This is a genomic window from Cupriavidus sp. L7L, from assembly GCF_004353535.1.
Taxonomy (GTDB): domain Bacteria; phylum Pseudomonadota; class Gammaproteobacteria; order Burkholderiales; family Burkholderiaceae; genus Cupriavidus; species Cupriavidus oxalaticus_A.
On sequence record NZ_SMNY01000006.1, the window covers coordinates 74,451 to 90,327 of the forward strand.

Here is a 15,877-nt window from a genome sequence, read left to right on the forward strand (position 1 = left end):
TGATTGCCTTGCCGCCGCTGCGACGCAGGCATCACAGTGACGACTTCCTGCAACAGTCCGAATGGTATGCTTGCCCTCTTTGAACTCCCGGCGCGCAAAGGGCGCGCACTTTGATGGAAATTGCCATATTACTGGCGCTGATCTTGCTGAACGGCGTATTCGCGATGTCCGAGATCGCGCTGGTCACCGCGCGCAAGGCGCGCCTGCAGCGGCAGATCGAGAACGGCGACCGGGGCGCGATCGAAGCCGTCAAGCTCGGCGAGGATCCCACGCGCTTCCTGTCGACGGTGCAGATCGGCATCACGTCGATCGGCGTGCTCAACGGCGTGGTCGGCGAATCGACGCTGGCGCAGCCCTTCGGCGACTGGCTGCACAGCAGTGTTGGCATGTCAGAGTCCACCGCCGGCTACGTCGCCTCCGCGATCGTGGTGGCGGGCCTGACCTACTTTTCCATCGTGCTGGGCGAGCTGGTGCCCAAGCGCCTGGGCCAGATGGCCCCCGAAGCGATCGCGCGCCTGGTGGCGCGCCCGATCTCCTGGCTCGCGGTGGCGTCCACCCCCTTCGTCAAGCTGCTGTCGAGCTCCACCCGGCTGGTGCTGCGCCTGCTCGGCACCAAGACCGACAGCGGCCCGGGCGTGACCGAGGAAGAAATCCACGCCCTGCTGGTCGAAGGCTCCGAGGCCGGCGTGATCGAGCAGCACGAGCACACCATGGTGCGCAACGTGTTCCGCCTCGACGACCGCCAGCTGGCTTCGCTGATGGTGCCGCGCGGCGACGTCATCTACCTGGACGTGGACGCACCGCTGGAAGAAAACCTGCGCCGTATCGAGGAATCCGACCACTCCCGCTTCCCGGCGGTGCGCGGCGGCATGCATGACATCGTCGGCGTGGTCAGCGCGCGCCAGCTGCTGGCGCGCCGCCTGCGCGGCGAAGAGGCCGACCTGATGGCAGTGATGCAGCCGGCGGTGTTCGTGCCCGAAAGCGTGACCGGGATGGAGTTGCTGGAAAACTTCCGCTCCTCTGGCGGCCAGGTGGCCTTTGTCATCGACGAATACGGCGAGGTGCTGGGCCTGGTGACGCTGCAGGACCTGATCGAAGCCATCACCGGCGAGTTCAAGGCCGAGGCCGCCGGCGAGGAATGGGCGGTGCAGCGCGACGATGGCTCCTGGCTGCTCGACGGCCTGATCCCGATCCCCGAACTGAAGGACCGCATCGGGCTGCGCCAGGTGCCGGAAGAAGAAAAGGAACGCTACCACACGCTGTCGGGCATGCTGCTGCTGCTGCTCGGACGGCTGCCGCAGATCGCCGACCGCGTTGACTGGGGCGACTGGCGCTTCGAGATTGTCGACATGGACGGCAAGCGCATCGACAAGGTGCTGGCCTCGCGCCTGCCACCCGAGGACGGCCCGGAAGAAGAAACCACCGGCTGATGCCGAGCGCGTATTCAGCGCGCTAGCGCCGCCTTGATTCCCGCCAAACGGTAGGTGCATAGTCCGCAACCTGGCGCAACTTGCAAGGTTCTGCCGCCCGGCTTGGCTTATGATCTGGCCCTGCGGCCCGTTGCGGCTGCAGCAGGCGTGCGCGGTCACGCCTGACGAGAGCAGCCGGCCCGCGCCAGCGGTCCTGCCAGACGTGGAACACTGACAACGGGGAGACGCGGGACAGCGCCGCCTTGCCGGCACAGGCAGGCCGCCTCCCGCAACACGATTCATGCATCCAGATGCCGACGATCCCGGCGGGACGCCATCGGGCGGCGCACAGGCGCCGTCCGATGCGAACGTCCCGGCGCGGCCGGCCGGACTGCTGTCCGCGCTGGCCGCGCGCCGTGCCGACGGCGCGCCGCCGGCCGCCGTGCTGGCGATCCGGCTCGACCGCTTTGCCAGCGCGTGCGAGACCCTTGGCCCGCGCCGCGCGGCCAGCCTGCAGGCGTTGGTGCAGGAGCGCATTGCAGCACTGCTGCCGCAGCGGGCGGTCATGCACTGGGTGGCCGCGTCTGACCTGGGCGCGGTCACGGCGCTCCCGGCCGGCTGCGCGGATGCCGGGCCGATTGCCGAACGCATTGCCGCCGACCTGTCCCGTCCGTTCCTGCTGGACGGCTTCGAGCTGTTTATCTCCTGCAGCATCGGCGTAGCCACCGACCATCCAGACATCCCCGCCGAGCGCAGCGTGCAGCAGGCCTTCGATGCCATGCTGCGCGTCGTCCGCCAGGGCGGCGACGGCCTCGCGCGCGGCGACAAGCCCGCCGCCCCGCCCGCCGCGCCGCTGCTGGCCGCCCTGCCCGAGGCGCTGGAGCGTGGCGAACTGAGCCTGCAGCTGCAGCCGCGCGCCAACTTTGCCAGCGCCCGTGTCAGCGGCTATACCGTGCGCCTGCGCTGGCACAACCCCGTGCTGGGGCGGGTGGCGCCGCAGGACTTCCTGCCGGCGGCGGAAACGCTCGGGCTGGTCGGACGCATTGGCGCCTGGCTGCTCGACAGTGTGCTGCCGCTGGTGCGCAGCGCCGAAGCGCTGGCGCCGCTGCAATTTACGCTGCTGGCCTCAAGCGCGCAGCTGCACCGCCCGGAGATGGTCGATGCGCTGGCGCAGGCCATCGACACCGGCGGCATCGCCGCGGAGCGCCTGTGCATCGAGCTGCCTGCCAGCGCGGCGCCCCAGGACGCCGGCATCCTCGAGCGCCTTGCCGACTTGCGCCGCCTGGGGGTACAGCTGGCGCTGGGCGATTTCGACGACAGCCCCGGCAGCCGGCTTGCCCTGAAGGCGCTGCGGCCCGATAGCGTCTCGCTCGATGTACGCCGGCTGGGCCATGGCGGCGCGCGCGGCGGCAGCCCGGGCCTGGCCGAGCGGCTGCACGGCGCCTGCGTCATGGCGCGCCGCGCCGGCGCGGCGGTTTGCGCCAAGGGCGTGGAAAGCCGGCAGCAACTCGAGGCGGTGCGCGCCTGGGGCTGCCACAGCGTGCAGGGCTACCTGCTGGCGCAACCTTTCCCGGCGGCCTGGCTGATGCAGACCCACGCGGCTATCGAGCAGCGCACCCGCGAGCTGCTGGCGCCGGCAGGCTGAAGCGGTCAAGCCGGGCGGCGCCAGCGGCGCAAGCTGTTGTACCAGCTGTTGTACCGATTGCACGATTTACAAATTGGCACATACCAGATATCAACCGCGCTGACAGCGGCGGTAAAATCTGCCTCAAACCCTCAACCTAATGGAAAGGAGCCCGGCGTGAAGAAAGGTTGGATCTGGTGCGTTCTGTTTGCCACCCTGTTGGCTGGCTGCAACACGATGGCAGGACTCGGACAAGACATTCAGCGCGGCGGCCAGAAGCTGGAAAGCTCGGCGGACCGGCACAAGTAAGCCGGACCGCCACAACCGCGCAATGACGCGGCCTGGCCGCGTCTGCAGCAAAAACGGCACGCCCCGCGGCGTGCCGTTTTTGCATTGCGCTCAGCCCTTGCTGCGCAGCGCGCGTGCCTGCTCGGCCAGCGAACGGATGCGGCCCCAGTCCTTGCCGGCAACCGCGTCCTTGGGCACCACCCACGACCCGCCCACGCACACCACGTTGGGCAAGGCCAGGTAGGTCGGCGCCAGCGCGGCATCGATGCCGCCGGTCGGGCAGAAGCGCAACTGCGGCAGCGGTCCGCCCAGCGACTTGAGCATCGGCACCCCGCCGGCCGCCTGCGCCGGGAAGAACTTCAGGAAGGTGAAGCCGGCCTCCAGCGCCAGCATGGCCTCGCTGGCCGTGGCCACGCCCGGCAACAGCGAGATCCCCGCGCCCTGCGCGCCCTGCGCCAGCGACGGGGTCAGGCCGGGCGACACGGCAAATTTGGCGCCGGCATCGCGCACGGCATGCAGCTGCTCGACCGTCAGGACCGTGCCGGCGCCCACGTACGCCTGCGGCAGCGCGGCGGCCACGGCCTTGATGGCTTCCAGCGCGACCGGCGTGCGCAGCGTGATCTCAAGCAGCGGCAGGCCGCCGGTGACCAGCGCCTCGCTGACGTGCAGGGCCTCATCCACCGAATGGAATTCCAGCACGGGGATCACCGGCACATCGGCCAGCAGGGGGAGCAGCGGGGAAGTCTGGTTTTGCATGTCGGTCTCGGGATAAAGGGTTCAGGAAAGCAAAGTCAGGGAATGCAGCCGGCATAGCCGCCGCTCAGCCGCCAATCACCGAAACCGATTCGGCCAGCCGGGCCATCACGGTCTGCGCATCGGGGATCGGCGCCACCGCGCCATAGCCGGTGGTGGACAGCGCCGCGGCCACGTTGGCGTAGCGCGCGGCCTCGAACGGGTCGGCGCCCGCCGCCAGGCGCGCGACGAAGCTGCCGCCAAAGCAATCGCCGGCACCGGTGGCATCGACCGGCTTGACCGGATACGGCGCCACCAGCGTGCGCGACTCGGGCGTGGCCACGTAAGCGCCCTCCTCGCCCAGCTTGAGCGCCACCAGGCCGATGCCGCAGCCGAGCAGGTGATCGACGATGGCATCGCGGTCGTCCAGCCCCGTCAGCACGGTGATGTCGTCCCAGCTGGGCAGGCACACGTCGGTCAGCGCGAACGCTTCGCGCATGATGCCGCGCGCGCGCGCCAGCGACCACAGCCGCAGGCGCAGGTTGGTGTCGAGCGTGACTTTGGTGCCGGCCTTGCGCGCATGCTCCATCGCCGCCAGGCCCGCATCGCAGGCGCTGGTGCTGATGGCCAGGCTGATGCCCGACAGGTGCAGGTAGCGCGCCGCGGCGATCGCGCCCAGCGGCAGTTGCTCATGCTGGTAGCGGCTGGCGGCGGAACCTTCGCGCAGGTAGTCGAAGCGGTGGCCGTGGTTGTCGTGCGAGACAAAGTAGACGCCGGTCGGCGCGGACGGGTCCACGTGGACGTGGCGCGTATCGACCCGCTCCTGCGTCCACAGCGCGCGCAGGCGCTCGCCGAAGGTATCGGCGCCCACCGCGCTGATATAGCCGGTGCTGGCGCCCTGCCGCGCCGCGGCGATGCAGAAGTTGGAGGTATCGCCGCCAAAGCCCTGCAGGTAGCGGTCGGGATCGTCGCGCTGCTGGTTGAACTCCACCAGCGGTTCGCCGTAGGCCAGGATATCGATGCTCATGGGGCGGTCCGCCTCAGAAGAAGGTTTGCACGATGTCGATCACGCGCAGGTCGCGATCCAGCACCGGGATATGGCGCCACTTGTCGAAGGTCAGGCAAGGGTGCGAGATATCGAAGGCGATCATGTCGCCGACCTGGATGTCGTCGCCCGGCTTGATTTGCAGGTAGGCGTGCTGGTCCATCATGCCGGTCACTTCCCAGTGCGCGGGCACGTCGACCGGCGCCTCGCTGCCCGGGCGGTACAGCTGCGCGGGAATCGGCATGCCGGCATCGAAGGCAGCATCGCGCTTGCCCATGCCGATGATGACGCGGTCCGGCTCGGGGATCGACTGCACGTAGGCCCATAGCTGCAGCGCCGGCAGCAGGCCCTCGCGCATCTTCTGCGCGACCGGGTTGCTGGCCAGGATGCGCTGCTGCGCGGCGCGATAGATGCCCACGTCATGGGTCAGGTAGCAGCCGGGACGCAGCACGATGTCGATCGGCGTGCCGATGTCGGTGCGCGCGAATTCCTCGGCAACCACGTCATACCAGGCCGAGCCCGCGCCCGACATCACCACCGGGCTGCGGCCGAAGCGGCCCTGCTGCGCCAGCTGCCGCGTCACTGCCACGGTGCGCTGCAGGAAGGCGCGGATATCGGCCTCTTCCTTCAGCACGCCTTCATAGATCTCGACACCCGCCAGCGACAGCGCCTGCGGCCAGCGCGCCAGCGCGTCGAGCACGGCCTGTTGCTGCGCGTCGTCGCGCACGCCGGTGCGCCCGCCCGCCACGCCCAGCTCCAGCAGCACCTGCAGCGTCTGGCCGCGCTCCTTGAAGAACTTTCCGAGCTGGTCGACCAGCGCGGCGGAGTCCACCAGCGCGAAGAACTCGAAGCCCGGATCGTCGCGCAGCAGGTCCGCAATGATTTCCATGTTGCGGCGGCCCACCAGCTGGTTGGCCATCAGCACCCGCTTGACGCCGTGCGCATGCGCCGCGGCGGTCTGGTGCGCGGTTGCCAGCGTGATGCCCCACGCGCCGGCGCCAAGCTGGCGCGCGAACAGCTTGGGTGCCATGGTGGTTTTGCCGTGCGGCGCAAGCTGCACGCCGTACTCGCCCATGAAGCGGCGCATCCATTCCAGGTTGTGCGCAAGCCGGTCTTCGTAAAGCACCGCGGCCGGCAGGCTCAGTTCTTCCTGCAGCAGGCTCCAGCCGGTGCGGGCGGCGTCCGGGGCCAGCGGGGCCTCCAGCCGCCCCAGTGCCTTGTTGAGCGGATCGATCACGCCGGCCTGATACTTTATTTCACGCATGCTTGCCATCACCCTGAAAAAATCTGATTGACGTAATGATAGCCCTGAAAATAAGATATTTCATCCTTGTTATAAAGTAACACGCTGACAGCACACAGGGAACCGCAGAGACAACGCCCAAGCTCGCGCCCGTCACTGTTATAGCCCTTGCGGACAGCGTCCGCCGCCTGCGTCACTTTGCCTCACGGCCCTGCCCCCAGCCACCCAACCATGACCGCGCCCTTCGACATCCTGACCCGCATCGCCGAGCGCGGCCCCGCGCTGCGCCTGGCCGAGCAGAAGGTCGCGCAGGTGGTGCTGGAAGACCTGGCCGGCGCCGCTGCCGCGAGCATCAACGAACTCGCGCGCAAGGCCGGCGTCAGCGAGGCCAGCGTGACCCGCTTCGCCAAGGCCATCGGCTGCCGCGACGTGCGCGACCTGAAGCTGCGGCTGGCACAGGCCACCGCGGTGGGTGCGCGTTTCCTGCAACCCGGCGGCGCCGATGCAGCTGCCGAAGCCCCGGCAACGCTGGCCGACAGCATCCATGCCGACATCCTGACCGCGCTCGAAGTCAACCGCGGCCTGCTGGACGCGCAGCGCATCGAAGACGCCGCGCGCCTGTTGCTGGGCGCACGCATGGTCTACGCTTTTGGCATGGGTGGCGGCTCGTCGTTCATGGCCGACGAGGCGCGCCACCGCCTGGCGCGGCTGGGCCAGCCGGTGGCCAGCTACCAGGACGGCCTGCTGCAGAAGATGGTGGCGGCCACGCTGAGCCGCGACGACGTGGTGCTGGCGTTCTCGGCCAGCGGGCGCGTGCCGGAAATGCTGGCCAGCTGCGAGATCGCGCGCGAATACGGCGCAAAGCTGGTCGCGGTGACCGCGCTGGGCTCGCCGCTGGCCGCACGCGCCGACGTGCTGCTGCCGGTGCGCACGCTGGAGACGGATTTCATTTTCAAGCCGTCGGCGTCCCGCTACGCGATGCTGATGGTGCTGGACGTGCTGGCCACCCAGTGTGCGCTGCTGCAGCAGGACCTGAGCAAGGAGCGCCTGCGCCGGCTCAAGTACGTGCTGGACAGCCACCGCGGTGAGAGCGGCCCCACCCTGGGCCCGGACAGCCGCCAGCCGCTGGGAGACTGACCATGCCACACCTGTTCGATACCCTGATCCGCCTTGTCACGCTGATCGACGGCTCCGGCGCCGCCGCGCGCCTGGCCGACGTGGCGCTGCGCGACGGCCGCATTGCCCGCATCGATGAAGGCGGCGCGATCGATCCCGATGCCGCCGCGCACGTGGTCGAAGGCCACGGCCTGGTGCTGGCACCGGGCTTTATCGACGTGCATACGCACGACGATACCAACGTGGTGCGCCAGCCCGAGATGACGCCCAAGCTGTCGCAGGGCGTGACCACCGTGATCGTCGGCAACTGCGGCATCAGCGCCGCGCCGGTGACGCTCTCCGGCGAGCCGCCCGACCCGATGAACCTGCTCGGCCATGCCGACGCGTTCCGCTACCCCAGCTTCAAGGCCTACGTCGACGCCGTCGATGCCGCGCAGCCCGCGATCAACGTCGCCGCGCTGGTGGGCCATACCGCGCTGCGCAGCAACCATATGGACCGGCTCGACCGCGCCGCCACGCCCGCGGAAATCGCGGCCATGCGCGCGCAGCTGGAAGAGTCGCTGCAGCACGGCGCGCTGGGCCTGTCCACCGGACTTGCCTACGCCAATGCCTTCAACGCGCCGACCGAGGAAGTGCTGGCGCTGGCCGAGCCGCTGGCCCATGCCGGCGCGCTCTACGCCACGCACCTGCGCAGCGAGTTCGCCGAGATCCTCGACGCCATGGACGAAGCCTTCCGCATCGGCCGCCATGCGCGCGTGCCGGTGGTGATCTCGCACCTGAAATGCGCGGGCGTGGACAACTGGGGCCGCAGCACCGAAGTGCTCGACGCACTCGACGGCGCGCAGCGCTGGCAGCCCGTGGGCTGCGACTGCTATCCCTATACCGCCAGCTCGTCGACGCTGGACCTGAAGCAGGTCACCAGCGACTTCGACATCATGGTGACGTGGTCCGAAGGCGCGCCCGAGATGGGCGGCCGGCTGCTGGCCGATATCGCCGCCGAATGGCAGGTCGACCTGCACGAGGCCGCGCGCCGGCTGATGCCCGCCGGCGCCGTCTACCACTGCATGGAAGATGCAGACGTCGACCGCATCCTGAGCCACCCCGCCACCGTGGTCGGCTCGGACGGCCTGCCCAACGACCCGCTGCCGCATCCGCGCCTGTGGGGGGCGTTCCCGCGCGTGCTGGGCCACTATGCGCGCGACCGCGAGCTGTTCCCGCTCACCGTCGCCGTGAACAAGATGACCGGCCTGTCCGCCGAGCGCTTCGGCCTGCATGGCCGCGGCTTCGTGCGCGAAGGCTACTGGGCCGACCTGGTGCTGTTCGACGCCGCGACCATCCGCGACGTCGCCAGCTTCACCGACCCGATGCAGCCCGCCGAAGGCATTGCCGCGGTCTGGGTCAATGGCGAGCTGTCATGGCAGCAGCGGCAGCCGACCGGCATCCGCGCAGGACGCTTCCTGGCGCGCGGCGCCGACTGATTCGCTCCCTCTCCCTTTTCTTTCAATTTTTTCCCGGCAACAAATTCCAGGAGTACCCATGGACATCAAACGATTCGGCGTGGAAGGCGGCACCGGCCAGGGCGGCGCGCACATGCCCTTTGCGCGCGCAGTGGCGGCCGACGGCTGGCTCTACGTTTCCGGCCAGGTGCCGATGGTCGGCGGCGAACTGATCGACGGCGGCATCGTGCCGCAGACCCACCAGGCCATCAAGAACGTGCTGGCGATCCTGGCCGAGGCCGGCTACGGCCCCGAGCACGTGGTCCGCTGCGGCGTGTGGCTGGACGATGCGCGCGACTTCGCCTCGTTCAACAAGATCTTCAAGGAATACTTCGGCGCCAACCCGCCGGCACGCGCCTGCGTGCAGTCGAGCATGGTGGTGGACTGCAAGGTCGAAGTGGACTGCATCGCGTACAAGAAGCCGGCGGCCTGAGCCTGCTGCCTGGTTGATTAACTGCTTCCCGACTGTTTGCTCCCCTCTCCCGCGCGGGACCCGCGCGGGGGAGAGGGCCGGCGTCACCACGAAGTGAGCCGCCACGGTGCTTGCCACGCGCCCGCCCTCTCCCCCAACCCCTCTCCCGCAAGCGGGAGAGGGAAGAAAACAACAAGCCTAAACCTCTGCTGCCGCCACAAGCGGCCTTTATTCCACACAAGGAGACAATATGGGTCCCGTCACCGGAACCACGCTCTTGGTGTATGCGCTGATCGCCGTGATCGCACTGGTGGTGCTGATCGCGCGCTACAAGCTCAACCCCTTCATTACCCTCGTTGTCGTCTCGGTGCTGCTCGGCTTTGCCGTGGGCATGCCGATGGGCGACATCGTCAAGTCATTCGAAGCCGGTGTCGGCGGCACCCTCGGCCATATCGCGCTGGTGGTGGGCCTGGGCACCATGCTAGGCAAGATGATGGCCGAGTCGGGCGGCGCGGAACGCATCGCCAACACGCTGATCGATTTCTTCGGCGCCAAGAACGTGCACTGGGCCATGGCGACCATCGCCTTTATCGTCGGCCTGCCGGTGTTCTTCGAGGTCGGCTTCGTGCTGCTGGTGCCGATTGCCTTCAACGTGGCCAAGCGCACCGGCACGTCGATGGTGGTGGTCGGCATCCCGATGGTTGCCGGCCTGTCGGTGGTGCACGGCCTGATCCCGCCGCATCCGGCCGCGCTGCTGGCCGTGACCGCGTACGGCGCGGACATCGGCAAGACCATCATGTACGCGCTGATCGTGGGCATTCCCACGGCTGCCATCGCCGGGCCGTTGTTTGCGAAGCTGATGGACCGCTATGTCAAGCTGCCCGAGGTCAACCCGCTGGCCGACCAGTTCACCGAAGAGGATGAGCGCGTCAAGGAATCGCACGAACTGCCGGGCTTCGGCATCACGGTGTTCACCATTCTGCTGCCGGTGATGCTGATGCTGATTGGCAGCTGGGCCGACGTCTTCACCACGCCCAAGACCTTTGCCAACGACTTCCTCAAGCTGATCGGCAACTCGGTGATGGCGCTGCTGATCGCCGCGCTGGTGAGCTTCTACACCTTCGGCAAGGCGCGCGGCTTCAACCGCGAAACCATCCTGAAGTTCACCAACGAGTGCGTGGCGCCCACCGCCATCATCACGCTGGTGGTCGGCGCCGGCGGCGGCTTCGGCCGCATCCTGCGCGACTCGGGGATCTCCACCGCCATCGTCGATGTCGCCACCAGCGCGCAGGTGTCGGTGCTGGTGCTGGGCTGGCTGGTCGCGGTGATGATCCGCATCGCCACCGGCTCGGCCACGGTCGCCATGACCACCGCCGCCGGCATCGTCGCGCCGATCGCCGCCAGCGTGCCGGGCACCCGGCCCGAACTGCTGGTGCTGACCACCGGCGCCGGCTCGCTGATCCTGTCGCACGTGAACGACGGCGGCTTCTGGCTGGTCAAGGAGTACTTCAACATGACCGTGACGCAGACCTTCCAGACCTGGTCGGTGTGCGAGACCATCATCTCGGTGGTGGCGCTGCTGCTGACGCTGGGCCTGGCCACGGTGGTCTGAAGCGCGAAAGCCGTACCGCGCACCTGTCCGCAGGGTGCGCGCGGCGGTGCCCGCGCTGCGCGGCGTGCCGGATAACGCACTGAAGCAACGGTTTACAAGGCTCCGGCCAGCGCCTAAGGTCAACCAGTGTATGACCCGTCCCGAAGCGCTTCCATGCCAATCGACCGCCGCTCATTCCTGGCCCTGGCCGCCGGGCTGACCGCCAGCGCCGCCGCCATCGCCCCTCTATCCGCCGGGGCCGCCACCGTTGCCGTCCCGATGCGCCGCAACATCCCCGGCACCACCGAGGCCCTGCCCGTCGTGGGCATGGGCACGGCCGACACCTTCAACGTCAGCAGCGAAGCCACCGAACGCAAGCCGCTCGCCGAAGTCATGGCGATGCTGTTGCGCACCGAAGGCTCGGTCATCGACACCGCGCCCAGCTATGGCAACGCCGAGGCAGTGACCGGCGACCTGCTGCGCGCGGCCAACGCCCGGCAGCGCGTGTTCCTGGCGACCAAGATCTCGGCCCAGTCCGGCGCCCCGGCGCAGGCGCAGTGGGGGCGCTCGCTGGCCGACCTGCGCGTGGACAAGGTCGACCTGCTGCAAGTGCACAACCTGATCGACTGGCAAGGCAACCTGCGCTTCCTGCGGGAGCTGAAGGAACAGGGCCGCATCCGCTACCTGGGCATCACCCATTATCGCGACGACGCGCACGAGGCGCTGGAGCGGATCGTGCGCAACGAGCGCGTCGATTTCGTCCAGGTCAATTACTCGGTGGCCGAGCGCAATGCCGAGCGCGTGCTGCTGCCGCTGTGCCAGGAGCGCGGCGTCGCGGTGCTGGTCAACCGCCCGTACCAGGACGGCCGCCTGTTCCGCGTGGTCAAGGACCGGCCGCTGCCGCAGTGGGCCGGAGACATCGACTGCGGCTCGTGGGGCCAGCTGTTCCTGAAATTCATCGTCAGCCATCCGGCGGTGACCGCCGCCATCCCCGCCACCTCCAAGCCGCGCAATATGGCCGATAACCTCGGCGCCGCGCTTGGGCGCATGCCCGATCCGGGCCAGCGCGAGCGCATCGCCGCGCTGCTGGCCTGAGGCGCGACGGGCCGCATGGACGAACCCGATCGCGACGCATCCGCCGGCGGCGGCCTGGCACGGCTGCGGCGCGGCTTCGGCATCCGCCCCGGCGAGGCCGGCGCGGTGGTGGCCGCCTTCCTGTTCTTCTTCTGCCTGTTCGCCAGCTATTTCATGCTGCGCCCGGTGCGCGAGACCATGGGCATTGCCGGCGGCGTGAAGAACCTGCAATGGCTGTTCACCGCGACCTTCGTCGTCATGCTGGCGGCGATCCCGGTGTACGGCGCGGTGTGCGCGCGGCTGCCGCGGCGGCGCTTCGTGCCGTGGGTCTACGCGTTCTTTATCGCCAACCTGCTCGCCTTTGCCTTCGCCACGCGCGCGTGGCCGGACGATGTCTGGCTGGCGCGCGTCTTCTACGTGTGGCTGTCGGTGTTCAACCTGTTCGTGGTGTCCGTGGCGTGGAGCCTGATGGCCGACGTGTTCCGGCCGGAGCAGGCGCGGCGGCTGTTCGCGCTGCTGGCCGCGGGCGCCAGCGCGGGCGGGCTGGCCGGGCCGGTGCTGGGCGGCTGGCTGGTGCCGCGGATCGGGCTGACGGGGCTGATGCTGTTGTCCGCGGCGCTGCTCGCCGCGACGCTCCCGGGGGTTGGCTGGCTGTTCGGCTGGCGCCGCCGAGCCGGCGCGGGCCATGAAGTGCCCGCGGATGCCGCCAGCGATCCCGCCAACCCGGTCGGCGGCGGCCTGTGGGCGGGGCTGGCGTTGTTGCTGCGTTCGCGCTACCTGCTCGGCATCGGGCTGTTCGTGATCCTGCTGGCCACGGCCAGCACCTTCCTGTATTTCGAGCAGGCGCGGCTGGTGGCCGAGGCCTTCCCCGAGCGCACCCGGCAAACCCAGGTCTTCAGCGCGCTCGACGCCACGGTCCAGGCACTGACCATCCTGGTCCAGCTGTTCTTCACCGGCCGCATGGCGCGGCGCTACGGCGTCACGCTGCTGCTGACCGCGGTGCCGCTGGCGGTCGCGGCGGGCTTCGTGGTGCTGGCGCTGGCGCCAACCTTCGGCGTGCTGGCGGGCGTGATGATCCTGCGGCGCGTGGGCGAGTATGCGCTGCTGCGGCCCGGGCGCGAGATGCTGTTCACGGTGGTCGATCCCGAGACCAAGTACAAGGCCAAGAACGTGATCGACACCGCGGTCTATCGCGCCGGCGATGCGGTCAGCGCATGGGTCAAGACCGCCATCGATACGATTTCCGGCCATCCCGCCACGGTCGCCCTGGCGGGTGCCGGGCTGGCGCTGGCATGGGCAGCACTGGGATGGTGGCTGGGGCGGCGGCACGAGACCGAGCTGGCGCCGCGGGAGGCGAGCCGCCACGCCGGGGCCGAAGGCGCGACCACGACTTCGCGCTGATCCCTGCTTCAGGACCTGGCACTGGCCTGGTGTCACCGGATGGTCGTATAGTCTTGCTCTTGCGCTCGGGCCTGCGTTGCCGGTGTCTTTGCCCGCCGCCGAGCCCATCCGTACATCTTTTCCCCGGAGGACCCCATGAAGACCAAAGCCGCCATCGCCTGGAAAGCCGGCGCCCCGCTGACCATCGAAGACGTGGACCTGGACGGCCCGCGCGCCGGGGAAGTGCTGGTGGAAGTGAAGGCCACCGGCATCTGCCATACCGACTACTACACGCTGTCCGGCGCCGATCCCGAAGGCATTTTCCCGGCGATCCTGGGCCATGAAGGCGCCGGCATCGTCACCGACGTCGGCCCCGGCGTGACCTCGCTCAAGCCCGGCGACCACGTGATTCCGCTGTACACGCCGGAATGCCGCCAGTGCAAGTTCTGCCTGTCGCGCAAGACCAACCTGTGCCAGGCGATCCGCGCCACGCAGGGCAAGGGGCTGATGCCGGACGGCACCTCGCGCTTCTCGCTCGACGGCAAGCCGATCTTCCACTACATGGGCACGTCGACCTTCGCCAACCACATCGTGGTGCCGGAGATCGCGCTGGCAAAGATCCGCCCCGATGCGCCGTTCGACAAGGTCTGCTACATCGGCTGCGGCGTGACCACCGGCGTGGGCGCGGTGCTGTTCACCGCCAAGGTGGAAGCCGGCGCCAACGTGGTCGTGTTCGGCCTCGGCGGCATCGGCCTGAACGTGATCCAGGCGGCCAAGATGGTCGGCGCCGACAAGATCATCGGCGTGGACCTGAACCCGGCGCGCGAAGCCATGGCGCGCAAGTTTGGCATGACGCATTTCATCAACCCGAAGCAGGTCGAGAACGTGGTCGACCACATCATCCAGCTGACCGACGGCGGGGCGGACTACTCGTTCGAATGCATCGGCAATACGCAGGTCATGCGCCAGGCGCTGGAGTGCTGCCACAAGGGCTGGGGCAAGTCGATCATCATCGGCGTGGCCGAGGCTGGCGCCGAGATCTCGACGCGCCCGTTCCAGCTGGTGACCGGGCGCGAGTGGAAAGGCTCGGCCTTCGGCGGCGCGCGCGGCCGCACCGACGTGCCCAAGATCGTCGACTGGTACATGGAAGGCAAGCTCAATATCGACGACCTGATCACGCACACGCTGCCGCTGGAGCGCATCAACGAAGGCTTCGACCTGATGAAGCGCGGCGAGTCGATCCGCTCGGTGGTGCTGTACTGAGGACGGCGCCGACATGGAACTGTTGGAACTGATCTCGCAACACGGCTGCCATGGCGGCGTGCAGCGCTTCTACCGCCATGATTCGGCGGCGATCGGGCTGCCGATGCGCTTTTCGGTGTTCCTGCCGCCGCAGGCGCAGGGCGGCGCCAAGGTGCCGGTGCTGTTCTACCTGGCCGGCCTGACCTGCACAGAAGAAACCTTCATGGTCAAGGCCGGCGCGCAGCGCTTTGCCGCCGAGCACGGCCTGATGCTGGTCGCGCCCGACACCAGCCCGCGCGGCGCGGGCGTGCCGGGCGAGGCCGATGCGTGGGACTTCGGCGTGGGCGCGGGCTTCTACGTCGACGCCACCGAGGCGCCCTGGAGCCGGCACTGGCGCATGGAAAGCTATGTCGCCGAGGAACTGTTCGACCTGGTCACCACCGCGCTGCCGGGCGAGGCGTCGCGCGTGGGGATCTTCGGGCATTCGATGGGCGGCCACGGCGCGCTGGTGCTGGCGCAGCGCCACCCCGGGCGCTTCCGCTCGGTGTCGGCATTCGCGCCGATCGCCGCGCCGATGCGCTGCCCGTGGGGCGAGAAGGCCTTCACCGGCTATCTCGGCATCGACCGTGGGGCATGGACGCAGTACGACGCCACCGAGCTGATGCTGCGCCAGCAAGGCGCGCCGTTCCCGGCCGGCATCCTGGTCGACCAGGGCCTGGACGACCAGTTCCTGCAGACCCAGCTGCACCCCGACGCATTCGAGGCCGCCTGCCAGGCGGCGGGCCAGCCGCTGACGCTGCGCCGGCACAGCGGCTACGACCACGGCTATTACTTCATCACGACCTTCATCGCCGACCATATCCGGCACCACGCCGGGCAGCTCTAGCGCCTGAGCGCTCAAGCGCACCCACAGCCCCGCACCGGCCCCCATTCAGGGGATGCCCGGTGCCGGGCCCGATCCCATAATTGCTGCTCGACCGGCCTCAGAGCCGGAACAAGATGGGGTCACATCATGAACCACGTCGTCTCCCTTGGCGGCTATATCCTCGGCTGCCTGGCAGCGCTGCTGATCGCGGTGCGATGGTTGTTGCGCAATGACCCGGTGCTGCGCACCGACGAGCCGCACGAACCGCCACGACGAACCGACTAGCCAGGCGACGCGACAGCGCCGGCACAGGCGGCGGCAACCTCACATCCCACGGACGGCACGACGGCGCGCCCCTGG

General features: G+C 68.9%; 15 protein-coding genes. 12 read left to right on the top strand and 3 right to left on the bottom strand.

Going from position 1 to position 15,877, the window contains the following annotated elements; genetic code table 11:
• Positions 1 to 113: 113 nt before the first annotated feature.
• The 3 genes from E1J61_RS06015 to E1J61_RS06025 all read left to right on the top strand — a co-directional run bounded on the left by E1J61_RS06015 (position 114) and on the right by E1J61_RS06025 (position 3,342).
• Complete coding sequence (locus E1J61_RS06015) at positions 114 to 1,430, top strand: hemolysin family protein (protein WP_133093218.1); 1,317 nt, start codon at positions 114 to 116, stop codon at positions 1,428 to 1,430.
• Between the two features lie 280 nt (positions 1,431 to 1,710).
• Positions 1,711 to 3,054, top strand: a complete 1,344-nt coding sequence (locus E1J61_RS06020) for a GGDEF domain-containing protein (RefSeq protein WP_133093219.1) — start codon at positions 1,711 to 1,713, stop codon at positions 3,052 to 3,054.
• Between the two features lie 156 nt (positions 3,055 to 3,210).
• Positions 3,211 to 3,342 carry an entericidin A/B family lipoprotein gene (locus E1J61_RS06025; RefSeq protein ID WP_010814145.1) on the top strand — a complete coding sequence of 44 codons (132 nt, stop codon included), beginning with the start codon at positions 3,211 to 3,213 and terminating at the stop codon, positions 3,340 to 3,342.
• Between the two features lie 90 nt (positions 3,343 to 3,432).
• On the opposite strand, the gene E1J61_RS06030 is transcribed toward E1J61_RS06025, so the two are convergent.
• From E1J61_RS06030 to E1J61_RS06040, 3 genes are all read right to left on the bottom strand, one after another.
• A complete protein-coding gene (locus E1J61_RS06030; RefSeq protein ID WP_133093220.1) occupies positions 3,433 to 4,077 on the bottom strand; it encodes a bifunctional 4-hydroxy-2-oxoglutarate aldolase/2-dehydro-3-deoxy-phosphogluconate aldolase in 645 nt (214 codons plus the stop codon).
• A gap of 64 nt (positions 4,078 to 4,141) precedes the next feature.
• Positions 4,142 to 5,080: a sugar kinase gene (locus tag E1J61_RS06035; protein ID WP_133093221.1), complete on the bottom strand. Its 939-nt coding sequence runs from the start codon at positions 5,078 to 5,080 to the stop codon at positions 4,142 to 4,144.
• A 13-nt stretch (positions 5,081 to 5,093) separates the two neighbouring features.
• Positions 5,094 to 6,362 carry an amino acid deaminase gene (locus E1J61_RS06040; RefSeq protein WP_133093222.1) on the bottom strand — a complete coding sequence of 423 codons (1,269 nt, stop codon included), beginning with the start codon at positions 6,360 to 6,362 and terminating at the stop codon, positions 5,094 to 5,096.
• A gap of 210 nt (positions 6,363 to 6,572) precedes the next feature.
• On the opposite strand from E1J61_RS06040, the gene E1J61_RS06045 reads away from it, so the two are divergent.
• The 9 genes from E1J61_RS06045 to E1J61_RS37340 all read left to right on the top strand — a co-directional run bounded on the left by E1J61_RS06045 (position 6,573) and on the right by E1J61_RS37340 (position 15,802).
• The gene (locus E1J61_RS06045) at positions 6,573 to 7,478 is read left to right on the top strand and encodes a MurR/RpiR family transcriptional regulator (RefSeq protein ID WP_133093223.1); all 906 of its coding nucleotides are present in this window, start codon (positions 6,573 to 6,575) and stop codon (positions 7,476 to 7,478) included.
• 2 nt (positions 7,479 to 7,480) lie between these two features.
• Positions 7,481 to 8,935 carry an amidohydrolase family protein gene (locus tag E1J61_RS06050; protein WP_133093224.1) on the top strand — a complete coding sequence of 485 codons (1,455 nt, stop codon included), beginning with the start codon at positions 7,481 to 7,483 and terminating at the stop codon, positions 8,933 to 8,935.
• Between the two features lie 58 nt (positions 8,936 to 8,993).
• Complete coding sequence (locus tag E1J61_RS06055) at positions 8,994 to 9,386, top strand: RidA family protein (protein ID WP_063240271.1); 393 nt, start codon at positions 8,994 to 8,996, stop codon at positions 9,384 to 9,386.
• A gap of 229 nt (positions 9,387 to 9,615) precedes the next feature.
• The gene (locus E1J61_RS06060; RefSeq protein WP_133093225.1) at positions 9,616 to 10,977 is read left to right on the top strand and encodes a GntP family permease; all 1,362 of its coding nucleotides are present in this window, start codon (positions 9,616 to 9,618) and stop codon (positions 10,975 to 10,977) included.
• A 153-nt stretch (positions 10,978 to 11,130) separates the two neighbouring features.
• Positions 11,131 to 12,051 carry an aldo/keto reductase gene (locus E1J61_RS06065; RefSeq protein ID WP_133093226.1) on the top strand — a complete coding sequence of 307 codons (921 nt, stop codon included), beginning with the start codon at positions 11,131 to 11,133 and terminating at the stop codon, positions 12,049 to 12,051.
• Positions 12,052 to 12,066: 15 nt separating this feature from the next.
• A complete protein-coding gene (locus tag E1J61_RS06070; RefSeq protein ID WP_133093227.1) occupies positions 12,067 to 13,431 on the top strand; it encodes an NTP/NDP exchange transporter in 1,365 nt (454 codons plus the stop codon).
• A gap of 135 nt (positions 13,432 to 13,566) precedes the next feature.
• Positions 13,567 to 14,673, top strand: a complete 1,107-nt coding sequence (locus E1J61_RS06075; RefSeq protein ID WP_063240278.1) for an S-(hydroxymethyl)glutathione dehydrogenase/class III alcohol dehydrogenase — start codon at positions 13,567 to 13,569, stop codon at positions 14,671 to 14,673.
• Between the two features lie 22 nt (positions 14,674 to 14,695).
• Positions 14,696 to 15,538, top strand: coding sequence for an S-formylglutathione hydrolase (gene fghA / locus E1J61_RS06080; protein WP_165971437.1), 843 nt, complete (start codon positions 14,696 to 14,698; stop codon positions 15,536 to 15,538).
• A gap of 126 nt (positions 15,539 to 15,664) precedes the next feature.
• Positions 15,665 to 15,802: a hypothetical protein gene (locus tag E1J61_RS37340; protein ID WP_165971434.1), complete on the top strand. Its 138-nt coding sequence runs from the start codon at positions 15,665 to 15,667 to the stop codon at positions 15,800 to 15,802.
• The last annotated feature ends 75 nt before the right edge of the window (positions 15,803 to 15,877 follow it).